Source organism: Caulobacter sp. DMC95 (assembly GCF_056313785.1).
Genome location: NZ_JBQUZP010000006.1, coordinates 187,998 through 201,837 on the forward strand (window position 1 = coordinate 187,998; position 13,840 = coordinate 201,837).

The following is a 13,840-nucleotide window of genomic DNA, read 5'->3' on the forward strand; positions in this document are numbered from 1 at the left end:
GCAGGCGCTCCTAGCCGAGGGCGGGTTCGAGCACGGTCTGATAGCCGAACAGCCCCTGTGCGCCGCCGGTATGCAGGAACACGATGCGCTCGCCCTTGAAGGCGCTCTTGCGCGCCTGATCGATAAGCCCCTTCATCGCCTTGCCCGAGTAGACCGGATCCAGCAGCAGACCCTCCGTGCGAGCGGCCAGCGCCAGGGCGTCGATCACGCCCTGGTCCACGAGGCCGTAGCCTTCGCCTACATAGTCGCAGTCGGCGACAACGGCCTCGCGCCGAACCCGGCCCGCTGCGCCGATGGTCTCCGCCGTGGCGACGGCGAGGTTGTAGACATTCTCTTCCTGCTTGGCCTTGGGCGCGCGCACGCCAAAGCCCAGGATCGGGATGTCGACCGACAGCGCGGCGAAGCCGGCCACAAGGCCTGCATGGGTGCCGGCGCTGCCTGTCGCCGTGACGAGGCGGTCGATCTTGAGATCCATTTGATCGGCCTGAACCACCAGCTCACGCGCGCAGTCGACATAGCCGAGCGCTCCGACCGTGTTCGAGCCGCCGCCGGGGATCACATAGGGCTTTCCACCGCGCTGGCGCACGCTCTGGGCGGTGACCTCAAGCTCGGCGACCATGTCCGTCCCGCCCGGCACATAGCGCAGCGATGCGCCCATCAGCTTGTCGAGCAGGACATTGCCGTTGCCCATGTAGTCGCTGGCCTTGGAGCCGGTGCGCTCCTCCAGGATCACTTCGGTCTTCAGGCCAAAGCGCGCCCCAGCTGCGATGGTCTGGCGGACGTGGTTGGACTGGACCGCGCCTTGGGTGACCAGGGTGTCGGCTCCCTGAGCCAGGGCCTCACCAAGCAGGAACTCCAGCTTGCGGGTCTTGTTGCCGCCGCCGGCCAGGCCCGTGCAGTCGTCGCGCTTGACCCAAAGGTCCACGCCCAATTCGGCGCCGAGGCGGGGGAGGGGCTCCAGAGGCGTGGGCAGGTGCGCGAAGCGGGCGCGAGGAAAGCGAGCGAGGTGCATGGGCGCGGTTCCTGATCGAGTCGCGCCCTTGTTATCACGTCCGATGCGGTGGTCGCCGCACGACTTCAGGGTTGTTGCGCCGCAGCCTTGGCTTCAATGCGGCGCCGGGCGCGCTCAGCCGCCAGCGCGCGCGCCTCGGGGTCCTTGAGCTGTTTCTTGATCATCTGAACCAGTTCGTAGGGCGGATCAGTGGTCGGTGGGGACCGGAATGGCTCTTGCTTGATCTCAGCAAGGACATTCGCCGTGTCCCTGGCCTTCTCCTGATCGTACCACTGGCGAAGCGTGCTGCAGACCGTCTTTGGGATGATCGTGCCGCCCATGGTCTTTTTCACACAGACCACACGGTCAGGCTCGGCCTTATGGAGCGCGTTCAGCTGTTCGATGATCTGCTGATCCGGCAGGGTCCTCTGGATCACCTTGCGCGAGGCCTCCACCGTCACCGCATCCACAGCGCTGTCCTGGGTGGCCTGGCCCGAGAGAGCAAGAAACAGTGCGAAGACAAGCATAGCGGCAACCTGCGGGTGAGCGGTCATCTATGGCTGAGTTTTTCGAGCTCGCCCAGCCGGTTGTTCGCGCGGCTTGTTCGAAGGTGAGCGCCTTGCTGATGCTTTCGGCGGCGCGCTCGGTTCTTGGAGGGCCCGAACCGTGCTAGTCTTGCATCGTCACAAGAAGTCGGCCGCCCCGGGTCTCAAAGCGCTCCGGGCGGACCGCGAACATGGGAGGAAGTCATGAGCCAGCGTGGCCTTCTGGGCGTGGCGGTGCTTGCGGCGACGCTATGGGCCGCATCTTCGAGCGCCAACGCCTCGACCCTTGTCATCGGTGGCGGTCTGGCCAAGGAATGTTCCGAGGCCGCGCTCGACGGCCGTTCGGACAAGGCTTCGGTGCTGACCTGCACGACCGCCCTGGAGACCGAGAACCTCAACTTCCGAGACCGCGCACGGACCTTCGTCAATCGGGGCGTTCTGCAGATGCGGCAGCGGGATTTCACCCGCGCTCGGGCCGACTTCGACACCGCGTCGAAGCTTGATCCGAACCTGGGAGAGGCCTGGGTCAATCGGGGCGCGGCCTATGTGGGCGAGAAGCGCTATCGTGAGGGGGTCGATCAGATCGACAGGGGCTTGGCCCTGGGGGTCAAGGACCCCGAGCGCGCCTGGTTCAATCGCGGGCTGGCCAACGAAGGCCTGGGCGATCTGAACGCCGCCTATCGCGACTATTCGCGCGCGGCGGCCTTGAAGCCGGATTGGGCGGCGCCGAAGACTGAGCTCACGCGTTTTACGGTCAAGCGGCCCTAACGCCTGGATGATCTGGCGCGCTGCGAACGGAGCTATTCCATGGCGTGGCTGAGGTCTGTGACGGGGGCGGTTGCGAGCTTGCTGGCCTTTTGCGGGGCGGCGCAGGCGCAAGACTTGAGGGATATCCAGGCGCGCAACGCGGCCGCGCACGCGCTTGAAGACGCGCGTCGCGACATCCTGCAGAGCCAGATCGACTCCTCCAACGCCCAGGAACGCGCGCGCACTCAGGTTATCCTGCGCGATTTGAACGCCGGCCTCGTGACAGGGCCTGTTGTCCTTAGGGAGTCGGCGGCGCCCGTCCCTGTCGACGAGCCTCCACGATCGGACGCTGATTTCAGCGCCTCCATGGCGCGCCTCGAGCGGCTCACCCAAGAGGCCTTGGCGCTCAGTAACGCGCGTATGCGCGCAATACGCGCCGCCAGCGAGCCGAAGCCGTAGAGTCTCGGCTGCGGATAACGCCGCGCCGCCGACCTTCAGCGCCGGGGAACGTGGGCGATCACCTGAATCTCGAGGATCCCGCCCGGCGCCAGCAGGCCCGTTGTGCCGACCGCCGTCCAGGCCGGGTTGGCGCCCTTGATGAACTCGCTCTTCACCGCGTTGATCAGGTTGATCTGCTCCCAGCGCGGCGCCGGTTGATCAGGTCCTTCCCAGACGTGGAAGCTATTGATCATCACCACGTGCTCAAAGTCGCTCCCCGAGGCCTTTAGGATCTGGTCCAGGCTGACGAACGCTCGCCTGACCTGGCGCTTGAACGACTCCGGGTCGGTTCCCTCATCCTTGCCCCGACCGACGATCACCCCGGAAACATACAGGGTGTCCCCCACGCGCCGGGCGGGCGCGTACTTGATCTCGTCGTAGGATCTTTGATGCGGTTCGGATGGGATGATCACCTCGCCGCCGGGCGCGGGGATCGACTTGGGATAGGTCGTCTGCGCCAAGGTCGACGTGGCGATGAGGGCGCAGAGGACCGGCGCCAGGCAACGATGGATCACGGCGAAGCTCCCGCAGAACGTTGATCTGTGATCGTCTTTACGGATCAGGATCAGCAAGTGAATTTACCGTAACGCGGCGCGGGCATTGCGCCTTGACCTGCGCGTCAGCAGGCCTAGTCTCCGCCCTCTGTTCACCGGGGGGCCGCTTGCGCGGCTGAGATTGGGCCTTGGCCCTGACCCGTAGAACCTGATCCGGGTCATGCCGGCGAAGGGAGGGAACGCGGGCGGGAGCGTTAGTCTCGTCCGTAAGACCGACTCAAGCACGCACGTCCGGGTCTCCTTGGAAGCTTGAGGAGCGCCCGAAATGAATATCCAGAGCACCATCAAGGCCGTGGCCGAGACGATCTCGACCGGTCCGATCCCCGGCTCGCGCAAGGTCTATCAGGCGGGCGAGCTGTTCCCCGAGCTGCGCGTGCCGTTCCGCGAGGTGGCGGTCCACCCGTCGGCCAACGAGCCGCCGGTCACCATCTACGACCCCTCGGGCCCCTACAGCGATCCGACCATCCAGATCGACATCGAAAAGGGCCTGCCGCGCACCCGCGAGGCCTTCGTTGTGGCGCGCGACGATGTCGAAGAGGTCACCGACCCTCGCCAGGTGAAGCCGGAAGACAACGGCTTCGCCCAGGGCAAGCATCTGGCCCCAGAATTCCCGGACACCGGCCGCAAGATCTATCGCGCCAAGCCGGGCAAGCTGGTCACCCAGCTGGAATACGCCCGCGCCGGGATCATCACGGCCGAGATGGAATATGTGGCGATCCGCGAGAATTTGCGTCGCGAACAGACGCGCCCGTGCGTCCGCGACGGCGAGGATTTTGGCGCCAGCATCCCGGACTTCGTCACGCCTGAATTCGTGCGCCAGGAAGTCGCCCGGGGCCGCGCCATCATCCCGGCCAACATCAACCACGGCGAACTGGAGCCGATGGCGATCGGCCGCAACTTCCTGGTCAAGATCAACGCCAACATCGGCAACTCGGCCGTGCTCTCCACCGTCGCCGACGAGGTCGACAAGCTGGTCTGGGCCACGCGCTGGGGCGCCGATACGGTCATGGACCTGTCGACCGGCCGCAACATCCACAACATCCGCGACTGGATCATCCGCAACTCGAGCGTTCCGATCGGCACGGTGCCGATCTACCAGGCGCTTGAGAAGGTCAACGGCGTGGCCGAGGACCTGAACTGGGAGGTCTTCCGCGACACCCTGATCGAGCAGTGCGAGCAGGGCGTCGACTACTTCACCATCCATGCGGGCGTGCGCCTACCGTTCATCCCGATGACGGCCAAGCGGGTCACCGGCATCGTGTCGCGCGGCGGCTCGATCATGGCCAAGTGGTGCCTGGCGCACCACAAGGAGAACTTCCTCTACGAGCGCTTCGACGAGATCTGCGAGATCATGCGCGCCTATGACGTGTCGTTCTCGCTGGGCGATGGTTTGCGCCCTGGCTCGACCGCCGACGCCAACGATGAGGCCCAGTTCTCGGAGCTGCGCACCCTGGGCGAGCTGACCAAGGTGGCCTGGAACCACGGCGTCCAGGTGATGATCGAAGGGCCGGGCCACGTGGCCATGCACAAGATCAAGGCCAATATGGACGAGCAGCTGAAGCACTGCCACGAGGCCCCGTTCTACACCCTCGGCCCGTTGACCACGGATATCGCGCCTGGCTACGACCACATCACCTCGGCGATCGGCGCGGCGATGATCGGCTGGTTCGGCACGGCGATGCTCTGCTACGTCACGCCCAAGGAGCACCTGGGCCTGCCGGATCGCGATGACGTGAAGACCGGCGTCATCACCTACAAGCTGGCCGCCCACGCCGCCGACCTCGCTAAGGGTCACCCTGGCGCGGCCATGTGGGACGACGCGATCAGCCGCGCGCGGTTCGAGTTCCGTTGGGAGGACCAGTTCAACCTGGGCCTTGATCCGGAAACCGCCCGCAAGTTCCACGATGAGACCCTGCCGAAGGAGGCGCACAAGACCGCCCACTTCTGCTCGATGTGCGGTCCCAAGTTCTGCTCGATGAAGATCAGCCAGGAGGTCCGCGACTTCGCGGCCGCCAAGGCCCCGAACGACGCCGAACTGGGCATGGCGCAGATGAGCGAGAAATTCCGCGAGCAGGGCTCGGAGATCTATCTGAAGACCGAGTGACGCCGTTTTCACTGGCGCGACGGCGGAGACGCCTCCACCGTCGCGCCATGAAACGCCTGAGTCTTCTCGCCGTCGCCGCCGCGTTGTCCCTGGCCGCACCCGCTTGGGCCGAAAGCCCGTTCTGGCCGGTGCAGCCTAAGAATGGCCCGGTGGCCGCAGAGCTGCGCGGCGCCTGGAAGTCGCGGGGCTATGGCTGGATCGTCCAGTTCGGGCCCGACGGCGCTCAGCTGTTCCACACAGCGGGCGGCGCCTGCTATCCCGATCCGCGCCGCGAGCCGGATCCCGACGGGGTCTTGACCCTTTGGCGCGCCGAAGGACCGGGCGTTGTCAGCCTGACGGGCGATCCTGAGGGCACGCGCTACACGTTCGATCGCCTTCCGAACTTGCCGACGGATTGCATCTCGGCCGAAGGCTGGACCCCGGATCGGATCGTCGCCTTCGCCGCCGACACCTTCGCCGAGCTCTATCCGCGCTCCGCTGAACGCAAACTGGATTGGCCCGCGCGCAAGGCCAAGGCGTTGGCGCAGTTGGGGCCTTCGGCCTCTGAAGATCAGCTCTGGTTGGCGCTGGCCGACCTCCTGGCCGGACTGGATGATCCCCACGTCGAGCTGCACGGGATGGCGCAGGGCGCGCGGCGCGATCTCGAACCTGGCGAGGCGCCGACCCTTCTGCGCGTGCGTGCGACCGACCCCGCCGGCGAGGAAAAGGCCTGGCTACAAGCCTATCGCGAAGGGATTCTGACGGGCCTGCTGCAAGGCAAGGGGCGTCAGGCCGCCAACAATCGCATCTTCTGGGGGCGGGTCGACGATGTGGGCTACCTCAACATCTTGACCATGGGCGCCTTCGCGCGCAACGCCGCGCCGGATGATCCGCGCCCGCTGGACGCCGTTCTGGACGAAGCCTTCGCCGCCTTCGCCGGCGCCAAGGCGGTGGTGGTCGACGTCAGCAACAACCGAGGCGGCTACGACACCATAAGCCGGCGCATCGCCGCGCGCTTCACGGCCCAGCCCCGCATCGCCTACGCCAAGGTTCCGGTCGGCGCGAAAGCGCCGCCGCAGACCATCAAGGTCGAACCCTCCGGCGCGGTCGGTTTTACCGGGCCGGTCTATCTGGTCACGAGCGATATCACGGTCAGCGCAGGCGAGACCTTCACCCTGATGATGAAGGCGCTGCCGAACGTCACCCAGGTCGGCGCAATGACGCGCGGCGCCTTTTCCGATCAACTGCCCAAGCCGCTGCCGAACGGCTGGACTCTGGCTCTACCCGCCGAACTTTACCGCTCGGCGGACGGCCAGGACCTGGAAGGTCGCGGCCTGGCCCCCGAGATCCCGCTGGACGTCTTCCCGGCTGCGGACCTCTCTGGCGGGCACGCCGGAGTTATCTCGGACCTCATCGCGAAAATTCGCGAGGGCGCTGTCGGGAAGGCCGTGCGCTGAACGTCCTTGCGGGGTCAGCAACCTGCAAGGCGCCGCATCATGACCTATGTCGACGGATTTGTGGTTCCGGTCCGCAAGGCCGAGTTCGAGGCGTACCGCGCACTAGCCCGAAAGGCCGCCGCGATATGGCTGGAGCATGGGGCGCTCTCCTATGTCGAGTGCCTCGCTGAGGACGCGCCGTACGGGGAACGGACCTCTTTTCCCAGGGCGGTCCAGTTGGAAGACGACGAGGTGGTCGTGCTGTCCTGGATCACCTACCAGGATCGAGCGGCTCGTGACGCTGTGATGGCCAAGGTGATGGCCGATCCGCGGTTCCAGAACGAGATGGCGGGGCCGCCATTCAACACCCAGCGCATGATCCTGGGCGGGTTCGAGACCTTTACCGAATCCATGCGCGCATAGATTGTTGCAAGGCGCGCGCGGATCGAAGTCTCGCCCGGTCGGTGGAGATTCGTCGCTGCGAACACGGGGGCGCTGCCGATTTTGTTTCCTCGCTGAAACATCATGTCGTGTTGCTCATTCGCATGCGTCAAATATGTCTATTTTTCAAAGCCTAGGCCGCATTTGACGCGGATTGGGACACACCACTGTGTGCATTCTGCTGCAATAGCTGAGCTTGTTCCGGATGGTTGTTGCGGTGGTCTCCGCCCAGCCGTAAGGAGCGGCAACCCAGCGTTGGCGCCGATCGCGTCGGCGTTCCTCGCAACTCATGCTTTTGTGGGCCTGAATGACCCTTTCGACCGTGCTGCTCTACGGGCTGGCCGCCGTCTCGCTCGACCCTGTTGCCGCGGCGGCTCCCGCCACGACGGCCGCCGTGGTCGCCGAGGACATCCAGGCGTCGCAGCGGGCGAAGGATGAGGGACCCAACGAGGTCGAGGGGCTCGTCATCCAGGCTGACCCGCGTGGCAAGGTCGAGGGCGCCATCCAACCCGAGATCGAGCTCAACGAAGAAGAGATCAAGAGTTTCGGGGCCAATAGCATTGGTGAGCTTCTCACCCTTCTGACTCCCCAGACCGCCAGCACGCGCGGCCGCGACGGTGGTGGCGGCGGGCCGGTGTTGCTGATCAACGGTCGGCGGATCTCGGGCTTCCAGGAAATCCAGGGCGTGCCCCCTGAGGCGATCGAACGCTTTCAGGTTCTCCCCGAAGAGGTGGCGCTGAGCTACGGCTACAAGGCCGATCAGCGGGTCGTGAACATCATCCTCAAGAAGAACTACACCGCCACCACGATCCAGGCGGCGGGCACGGTCGCCACGGATGGCGGCCGTACGACGCTGAACGGCGGCGGCAACCGGGTGAAGATCGACGGCGACAAGCGCTGGAACCTGGATCTCCAGCTGCAACGCGATCCCTATCTCCTGGAAACGGACCGCGACATCGTCCGCGCGCCGAACGGCCAACCCTTCGACCTGGTCGGCAATGTGAGCGGTGTGAACGGCGGTGAGATCGATCCGGCCCTGTCCGCTGCGGCCGGCGGCCTTGTGACCATCGCCGGTGTTCCAGACGCAGCCCAAGCGGGCAGGGTCGGGCTTTCGGCCTTCTCACCGCTGGCGGGGCGCTATAACACTGATGACCTGACCGCCAGCCGGTCGCTGATCTCCAAGTCCGAACGCGCGACGCTGCGCGGATCGATCAGTCGCGACCTGAACAAGACCACACAACTGACAATCAGCGGCAACCTGGAAGACACCAGCAGCCAGGCCCTGCTAGGCCTGCCCGGCGTGACCTTCACCCTGCCGACGGGCAGCCCCTTCTCGCCGTTCTCCAACCCCGTCACGGGCTATCGCTTCATTGATGCGCCGGGAGCCCTGGCGCGCGACACAGACGTCCTGCGCACCCAGGTCAGCATGGCCGCCAACGGCCGGGTGAAGGACTGGCGCTGGACCCTGACCGGCGACTTCGACCGCACCGCCACCGACACCACGACCGGTCGTGGTCTGGACGCCTCGGCCTTCCAGGCGGCGGTGGCGGCGGGAGATCCCAGCGTCAATCCGTTCGGAACGATCGCATCCAACCTCTACACGGCCGTGGCGCCTGACACGGCGCACTCGGTGTCGACCTCGGCCAGTGCGGAGCTCGTGCTGAACGGCAACCTGTTCCAGCTGCCGGCGGGCGGCGTCCAGACCACCTTCAAGATCGGCGCGGACACGCGGGGCCTCGACGCCAAGACCGTGCGTTCGGGTGTGAGTACCCAGCGCAAGGTTACGCGCGACCGCGAGAACCTGCAGACCAGCTTCACCCTGCCGCTGACCAGCACGCGGAACGATGTGCTGGCGAAGGTCGGCGACCTCTCGGCCAACTTCAACGCGGGCTACGAGAACCTTTCGGATCTCGGCGGCCTGACGACCCTGGGCGCGGGCGTGAATTGGACGCCGATCAAGCCGCTCAGCCTGATCGCCAGTTTCACCGACGAGGAGGGAGCGCCCTCGACCAACCAGGTCAATGATCCGCTGGTGGTGACGCCGAACGTCTCGGTGTTCGACTTCACGACGGGCCAGACGGTGCTGGTCACCCGCACCGACGGCGGCAATCCGAACCTGCGCAACGACAACCGCAAGGTCTCGAAGCTCCAGGTCAACTACAAGCCGCTGGAGAAGGTCGAGCTGACCTTCAACGCCACCTACACCCGCGCCGAGACCAGCAATGTGATCTCAAGCTTCCCAGCGATCACCCCGGACCTGGAGCGGGCGTTCCCGGAAAGGTTCACGCGGGACGCCACCGGCCGCCTGCTGGCCATCGACGCTCGTCCGGTGAACTTCGCCAGCGCCGAGCGGGAAGACATCCGCTGGGGCTTCAACCTGTTCAAGCCGGTCGGGAAGCCGACGCCCGGCGCCGCGGCAGGCCCCGGCGCGCCCGGCGGCATGGGCGGGGGACGCTTTGGTGGTGGTCCGGGCGGCGGCATGGGCGGCATGATGCGCTTCGGTGGTCCCGGCGGCGGCGGCATGGGCCCTGGCGGTCCAGGCGGCATGATGCGGCCCGGCCAGGGCATGCTGCAGATGTCCATCTACCACACCTGGCGACTGACGGACGAGCTGACCACCCGCAAGGGCCTGCCCGTGCTGGACCAGCTGGACGGCGCGGCGATCAGCTCGCGCACCGGTCAGGCGCGTCACGAGGTTCAGGTGCAGGGCGGCTACTTCAAGGACGGCCTTGGCGTACGCTTCAACGGAACCTGGAAGGACTCAACCTGGGTGAACGGCGGCGCCACCGGCGGCCAGACGCTGTATTTCTCGGATCTCGCCACCCTGGGCGTCAGTCTCTTCGCCAGTTTCAACGCACCCGCGCGCAAACCTTTGGTCGACAAGTATCCGATCCTGAAGGGCGCTCAGGTCTCGCTGAACATCGAGAACGTGTTCGACGCCAAGCAGACGGTGCGAGATCAGAACGGCGCCACCCCGCAGGCCTACCAGCGCGACTATTTGGACCCGCTGGGCCGCACTGTTCGAATTGGCTTCCGCAAGCAGCTTTAGGGGATCCAGCCGGGCGGGAGCGCCTGCGCGCTCTCAACCCGTCCTTAAGTACTGAGGCGCAGACTGGAGTTCTGAGCGGCCGGTTTTCGGCTGGATCGGAGGCCGTCATGGCGACCATGACTTCCAACACGCGCCGCACCGGCGACCATTTCGAACCCACGGACGTGGACCCACAGGTCCAGCGACGGTTGCGCGGCTATCTCGAACAGATCGACTACACCGCCTACGCCTCCAACAAGGCGGTGTTGGGCGCGACCTTTCCGAAGGTGGAGGGCGCCCAGTTCCAGCGGCTGGCCGTGGCGGCGGCGACTGCGCGGGCCAAGTGGGTCAGCGAAGCGGCGATGATGGCCGAAGGCGGGTCGACGCTTTCTGAAGGTCAGCTGGCCCGGCTCGCGCACCTGCGTCTGACCTACGAAGAGCTGACCGCCGTCTACGAAGCCACCCGCCGGATGGTGGAGCGAGGCTACATCGCGTACAGGCCGATCGCGGGATAATTACCCGGGCAATATTGACTTAAAATTTCATCCGGGTAAAAGGCGCTCCAGGAGGTTCGCCATGTCCGGACGCAAGGCGCTTTTGCGCGCATACAAGGAACGCAAGGTCGAGGCCGGCGTGTACGCTGTTCGCTGTGCGGCGAGTGGTGAGGTCTGGATCGGCGCGACGCCCGACCTCTCCACCCGACAGAGCGGAATCTGGTTCTCGCTACGCCTCGGCTCGCACCGAGAGCCGAGCCTGCAGGCGGCCTGGAACGCTCACGGCGCGGACACCTTCGCCTTCGAGGCGGTCGAGACGATCGATGTCGAGGGACTGGACGCCTTTTGTCGCGCCTCGCGTTTACGGGATCGCCGGGACCACTGGATCGGCGCGGCAGGCGCCCGGGGGCTGAACTGATGGATGAGCGCTTTGCGGTGTTCCACGGTCAGCGGCGGGTCGCTGCGGGTTCTAGGCTCGAGGCGGCGCTGGCGGCGGAGGCCCTGTCGCGTGAAGCCGGGGTGTTGATCTTCGATCCGCAGGGGCGGTCAGTCGATTTCGACCTCAGCGGCGGCCCCGATGTGGTCCGGGCCCGGCTGCAGCCTGAGGCGGCTGCGCCCCGAGGCCGGGGACGACCCAAGCTGGGCGTCGTGGCGCGCGAGGTGACCCTGCTGCCGCGTCACTGGGACTGGCTGGCCGCTCAACCCGGCGGCGCTTCGGTGGCGCTGCGCAAGCTGGTCGAGACCGCCCGGCGCGCGGCGGAAGGACCTGACCGGATCCGGTCCTCGCGGGATGCGGCCTATCGGTTCGCTTCGGCTATGGCCGGAGACCTCGCGGGGTTTGAGGAAGCCATGCGCTGCCTGTTCGCCGGCGATGACGCAGGGTTCGAGGCGCTGATCGAGGCTTGGCCCAGCGACATCGCCGCCCAGCTCAGAACCTACGCCGCCGAAGCCTTCGGCGCAGAAGAGGGCGCTTAGCGCGCGGAGCGGGCCAGCACGTCGCTGAGAACGGCCTGATAGGCTTTGTCGAACGCAGTCTTGTCGTCCCCGGCCTTCGCCGGCCACAGGGGGCGCAGTGCGGCCGTTCGAACAGCGGCGTCCAGCAGCCAGACCTTGTCCGCCTTGGCCAGCCGGGCGACTCGCGCCTCGACGTCCGCCTTTGGGACGCCCGAGTAGGCCAGCAGAGACCGCAAGGCCCACAGCGCCTGCTCTTCGGGATTGGGCGTCGCCGAGCCGGGCAGGCGGTGCGCGGTCCAGCGGATCGCGTCCAGCAACTGGGCCCGATAGCGCGGATCAGCCCAGGTGCTCGGCGTGTGACCAAGATTGGTCTGGAACAGGCGGCCTTTGCCGATCTGGCGCGTCCAGGTGACGGGCACGAACCAGGGGCGTTTCAGAGGCGTCTCGGTGAAGTCCAGGGCCTGCAGCACCCGGACCTTGGCGGGGTCATAGTCCGAATACTGATAGATCTCCTCGGCGTAGGCGAAGCGCGGCGGCCAGGCCTTGTTGACCGGGTTTGAGCCCCCAAGCGCCTGGATGGTCACCGGCGTGCCCTGGGTCCAGGGATGCCCGGCGAACTTGCCGTTGATGAAGGCGGTGTAGGTCTGGCCGGGGCCGGAATAGGGCCAGTGGGTGTCGGTGGCGCTGTGCAGGCCCACGAAGCCGCCTTGGCCGCTCTCCACCCAGCGCTGGATGGCCTGCCAGTTGGCGGCGGAAATCGGTAGTTCGCCCGTGGTGTAGAAGACGAGGACGTCGATGGTTTTGAGCTTCTCGGGTGTGATCTCGCGAGCGTCCTGCGTGGACTCTACGCTGAACGCGCCGCTCTGACCGCCGATCTCGGCGAGGGCCACTTCGGACAGTGTCGGACCGTTGCTGTTCTTGGGGCGGGCGACCGGCGCATGCAGCCAACCAACCGACTGGTCGAGATAGAGCACGCGGATCTTCGGATCGGCCTGCGCGCCTGAGCAGGCGAGGGCGGTCACCAACGCGACCAGGGTCAAAAGGCGGGTCATGGCGTTCTCAGGCCTTGGGCTGCATCAGGTCCCAGCGATTGCCGGACAGGTCTTCGAAGACCGCCACCGTACCGTAGGCTTCGTGACGGGGTTCCTCAAGGAACCGCACGCCTGCCTCGTTCATGCGCGCGTAGTCGCCAGAGAAGTCGTCCGTATGCAGAAACAGCCAGACGCGGCCGCCGCCCTGACGACCGATCGCCTCGGCCTGTTCGCCCACGGCGCGGGCGAGAAGGAAGTTCGTCCCGTCGCTCCCTGGCGAGACGACGACCCAGCGCTTGCCATGGCCCATGTCGGTGTCTTCGACGAGCGTGAAGCCAAGTTTGCCGACATAGAAGGCGATCGCCTCGTCATAGTCGGCGACCAACAGGGAAACGAGGGCGACGCGGCGGGCCATTCTTGCGACTCCAGATGACGGCGAACTGATAGCACGCGTCTGCGATACCGCCTTTGCATCGTTTCTCGGCCGGAAGGCGGATATGGTCTAGCCCTCTGTTTCAAGAAGAGGCCCCCATGATCCCGCATCTGATCTCGGCTCTTGCTTTCGTCCTCGCGCCCGCCGTCGAGACCAAGATCACGCCCGTGGCCGCAAAGGACCTGCCGGCGGCCGTGGTCTCGGCCGTCAAGGCCGCCGCTCCGGCGATGACGATCAAGGAAGCGGAGCTCAAGGAGCGCGAGAACCGCCGCTACTTCGACGTGGAAGGCGTGATGCCGGACGGCTCGGAAATCGAGTTCGACCTGCTCGAAAAGGACGGCGTCTGGGCCATCGTCGAAATCCAGCGCGACATCGCCTGGTCCGACGCCCCCAAGCTTGTGCGAGACGCCGCTGCGGCGTCGGGGAAAGCCATCACGCCGGTGCGGGTTATCGAGAGCAGGCAGAACGACGGCATGGTCATCTACGAGCTGTTCGCCGCCGGTAAGTCCAAGGATCCGTCCATGGAGGTCAGCTTCAAGGACGGTCAGGCCAAGGTGCTGAGCGAGGTCTGGCCGCACTAGCCGTTGGGTACAGGGACGTAGCGT

15 protein-coding genes and 1 riboswitch are annotated in these 13,840 nt (G+C 66.1%); of the genes, 10 read left to right on the forward strand and 5 right to left on the reverse strand.

Annotation, left to right across the window (positions count from 1 at the left end):
• Nucleotides 1-10 precede the first annotated feature (10 nt).
• Both cuyA and ACT53N_RS15295 read right to left on the reverse strand, forming a co-directional pair.
• Nucleotides 11-1,012, reverse strand: a complete 1,002-nt coding sequence (gene cuyA / locus ACT53N_RS15290) for a D-cysteate sulfo-lyase (RefSeq protein ID WP_476064697.1) — start codon at nt 1,010-1,012, stop codon at nt 11-13.
• A 65-nt stretch (nt 1,013-1,077) separates the two neighbouring features.
• The gene (locus ACT53N_RS15295; RefSeq protein WP_476064698.1) at nt 1,078-1,545 is read right to left on the reverse strand and encodes a hypothetical protein; all 468 of its coding nucleotides are present in this window, start codon (nt 1,543-1,545) and stop codon (nt 1,078-1,080) included.
• 195 nt (nt 1,546-1,740) lie between these two features.
• Here ACT53N_RS15295 and ACT53N_RS15300 point away from each other — a divergent pair, with 195 nt between their 5' ends.
• Nucleotides 1,741-2,304: a tetratricopeptide repeat protein gene (locus ACT53N_RS15300; protein ID WP_476064699.1), complete on the forward strand. Its 564-nt coding sequence runs from the start codon at nt 1,741-1,743 to the stop codon at nt 2,302-2,304.
• Between the two features lie 39 nt (nt 2,305-2,343).
• Nucleotides 2,344-2,742 carry a hypothetical protein gene (locus ACT53N_RS15305; protein ID WP_476064700.1) on the forward strand — a complete coding sequence of 133 codons (399 nt, stop codon included), beginning with the start codon at nt 2,344-2,346 and terminating at the stop codon, nt 2,740-2,742.
• 35 nt (nt 2,743-2,777) lie between these two features.
• Here the strand turns inward: ACT53N_RS15305 and ACT53N_RS15310 are convergent, their stop codons facing one another.
• Entirely contained in the window at nt 2,778-3,296 is a 519-nt protein-coding gene (locus ACT53N_RS15310; RefSeq protein WP_476064701.1) for a RidA family protein, read from the reverse strand.
• 125 nt (nt 3,297-3,421) lie between these two features.
• Nucleotides 3,422-3,527: riboswitch (TPP riboswitch) on the forward strand.
• A gap of 73 nt (nt 3,528-3,600) precedes the next feature.
• Here ACT53N_RS15310 and thiC point away from each other — a divergent pair.
• The 7 genes from thiC (at nt 3,601) to ACT53N_RS15345 (ending at nt 11,792) form a co-directional block, all read left to right on the forward strand.
• Nucleotides 3,601-5,439 (forward strand): phosphomethylpyrimidine synthase ThiC, encoded by a 1,839-nt coding sequence (thiC, locus tag ACT53N_RS15315; RefSeq protein WP_476064702.1) that lies wholly within the window; start codon nt 3,601-3,603, stop codon nt 5,437-5,439.
• Nucleotides 5,440-5,486: 47 nt separating this feature from the next.
• Complete coding sequence (locus ACT53N_RS15320) at nt 5,487-6,875, forward strand: S41 family peptidase (protein WP_476064703.1); 1,389 nt, start codon at nt 5,487-5,489, stop codon at nt 6,873-6,875.
• Between the two features lie 39 nt (nt 6,876-6,914).
• Nucleotides 6,915-7,277: a DUF1428 domain-containing protein gene (locus tag ACT53N_RS15325; protein ID WP_476064704.1), complete on the forward strand. Its 363-nt coding sequence runs from the start codon at nt 6,915-6,917 to the stop codon at nt 7,275-7,277.
• A gap of 325 nt (nt 7,278-7,602) precedes the next feature.
• Nucleotides 7,603-10,344: a TonB-dependent receptor gene (locus ACT53N_RS15330; RefSeq protein WP_476064705.1), complete on the forward strand. Its 2,742-nt coding sequence runs from the start codon at nt 7,603-7,605 to the stop codon at nt 10,342-10,344.
• A gap of 107 nt (nt 10,345-10,451) precedes the next feature.
• Nucleotides 10,452-10,838 (forward strand): hypothetical protein, encoded by a 387-nt coding sequence (locus ACT53N_RS15335; protein WP_476064706.1) that lies wholly within the window; start codon nt 10,452-10,454, stop codon nt 10,836-10,838.
• A gap of 61 nt (nt 10,839-10,899) precedes the next feature.
• Nucleotides 10,900-11,235, forward strand: a complete 336-nt coding sequence (locus ACT53N_RS15340; RefSeq protein WP_476064707.1) for a GIY-YIG nuclease family protein — start codon at nt 10,900-10,902, stop codon at nt 11,233-11,235.
• The gene (locus ACT53N_RS15345; RefSeq protein ID WP_476064708.1) at nt 11,235-11,792 is read left to right on the forward strand and encodes a DUF2239 family protein; all 558 of its coding nucleotides are present in this window, start codon (nt 11,235-11,237) and stop codon (nt 11,790-11,792) included. Before ACT53N_RS15340 ends, ACT53N_RS15345 begins: the two co-directional genes overlap by 1 nt.
• Here ACT53N_RS15345 and ACT53N_RS15350 read toward each other — a convergent pair.
• Complete coding sequence (locus tag ACT53N_RS15350; protein WP_476064709.1) at nt 11,789-12,823, reverse strand: ThuA domain-containing protein; 1,035 nt, start codon at nt 12,821-12,823, stop codon at nt 11,789-11,791. The two genes, ACT53N_RS15345 and ACT53N_RS15350, sit on opposite strands and share 4 nt — an antisense overlap.
• 7 nt (nt 12,824-12,830) lie before the next feature.
• Complete coding sequence (locus ACT53N_RS15355; RefSeq protein WP_476064710.1) at nt 12,831-13,217, reverse strand: VOC family protein; 387 nt, start codon at nt 13,215-13,217, stop codon at nt 12,831-12,833.
• A gap of 116 nt (nt 13,218-13,333) precedes the next feature.
• Here ACT53N_RS15355 and ACT53N_RS15360 point away from each other — a divergent pair, with 116 nt between their 5' ends.
• Nucleotides 13,334-13,816: a PepSY-like domain-containing protein gene (locus tag ACT53N_RS15360; protein ID WP_476064711.1), complete on the forward strand. Its 483-nt coding sequence runs from the start codon at nt 13,334-13,336 to the stop codon at nt 13,814-13,816.
• Nucleotides 13,817-13,840: the final 24 nt, after the last annotated feature.

What these genes read in the sequence shown, in the direction of transcription:
- ACT53N_RS15350 (WP_476064709.1), bottom strand. Translation starts at nt 12,823, where the DNA reads ATGACCCGCCTTTTGACCCTGGTCGCGTTGGTGACCGCCCTCGCCTGC.
- ACT53N_RS15325 (WP_476064704.1), top strand. Translation starts at nt 6,915, where the DNA reads ATGACCTATGTCGACGGATTTGTGGTTCCGGTCCGCAAGGCCGAGTTC.
- ACT53N_RS15305 (WP_476064700.1), top strand. Translation starts at nt 2,344, where the DNA reads ATGGCGTGGCTGAGGTCTGTGACGGGGGCGGTTGCGAGCTTGCTGGCC.
- ACT53N_RS15335 (WP_476064706.1), top strand. Translation starts at nt 10,452, where the DNA reads ATGGCGACCATGACTTCCAACACGCGCCGCACCGGCGACCATTTCGAA.
- ACT53N_RS15340 (WP_476064707.1), top strand. Translation starts at nt 10,900, where the DNA reads ATGTCCGGACGCAAGGCGCTTTTGCGCGCATACAAGGAACGCAAGGTC.
- ACT53N_RS15295 (WP_476064698.1), bottom strand. Translation starts at nt 1,545, where the DNA reads ATGACCGCTCACCCGCAGGTTGCCGCTATGCTTGTCTTCGCACTGTTT.
- ACT53N_RS15320 (WP_476064703.1), top strand. Translation starts at nt 5,487, where the DNA reads ATGAAACGCCTGAGTCTTCTCGCCGTCGCCGCCGCGTTGTCCCTGGCC.
- ACT53N_RS15355 (WP_476064710.1), bottom strand. Translation starts at nt 13,217, where the DNA reads ATGGCCCGCCGCGTCGCCCTCGTTTCCCTGTTGGTCGCCGACTATGAC.
- ACT53N_RS15345 (WP_476064708.1), top strand. Translation starts at nt 11,235, where the DNA reads ATGGATGAGCGCTTTGCGGTGTTCCACGGTCAGCGGCGGGTCGCTGCG.
- thiC (WP_476064702.1), top strand. Translation starts at nt 3,601, where the DNA reads ATGAATATCCAGAGCACCATCAAGGCCGTGGCCGAGACGATCTCGACC.
- ACT53N_RS15360 (WP_476064711.1), top strand. Translation starts at nt 13,334, where the DNA reads ATGATCCCGCATCTGATCTCGGCTCTTGCTTTCGTCCTCGCGCCCGCC.
- cuyA (WP_476064697.1), bottom strand. Translation starts at nt 1,012, where the DNA reads ATGCACCTCGCTCGCTTTCCTCGCGCCCGCTTCGCGCACCTGCCCACG.
- ACT53N_RS15330 (WP_476064705.1), top strand. Translation starts at nt 7,603, where the DNA reads ATGACCCTTTCGACCGTGCTGCTCTACGGGCTGGCCGCCGTCTCGCTC.
- ACT53N_RS15300 (WP_476064699.1), top strand. Translation starts at nt 1,741, where the DNA reads ATGAGCCAGCGTGGCCTTCTGGGCGTGGCGGTGCTTGCGGCGACGCTA.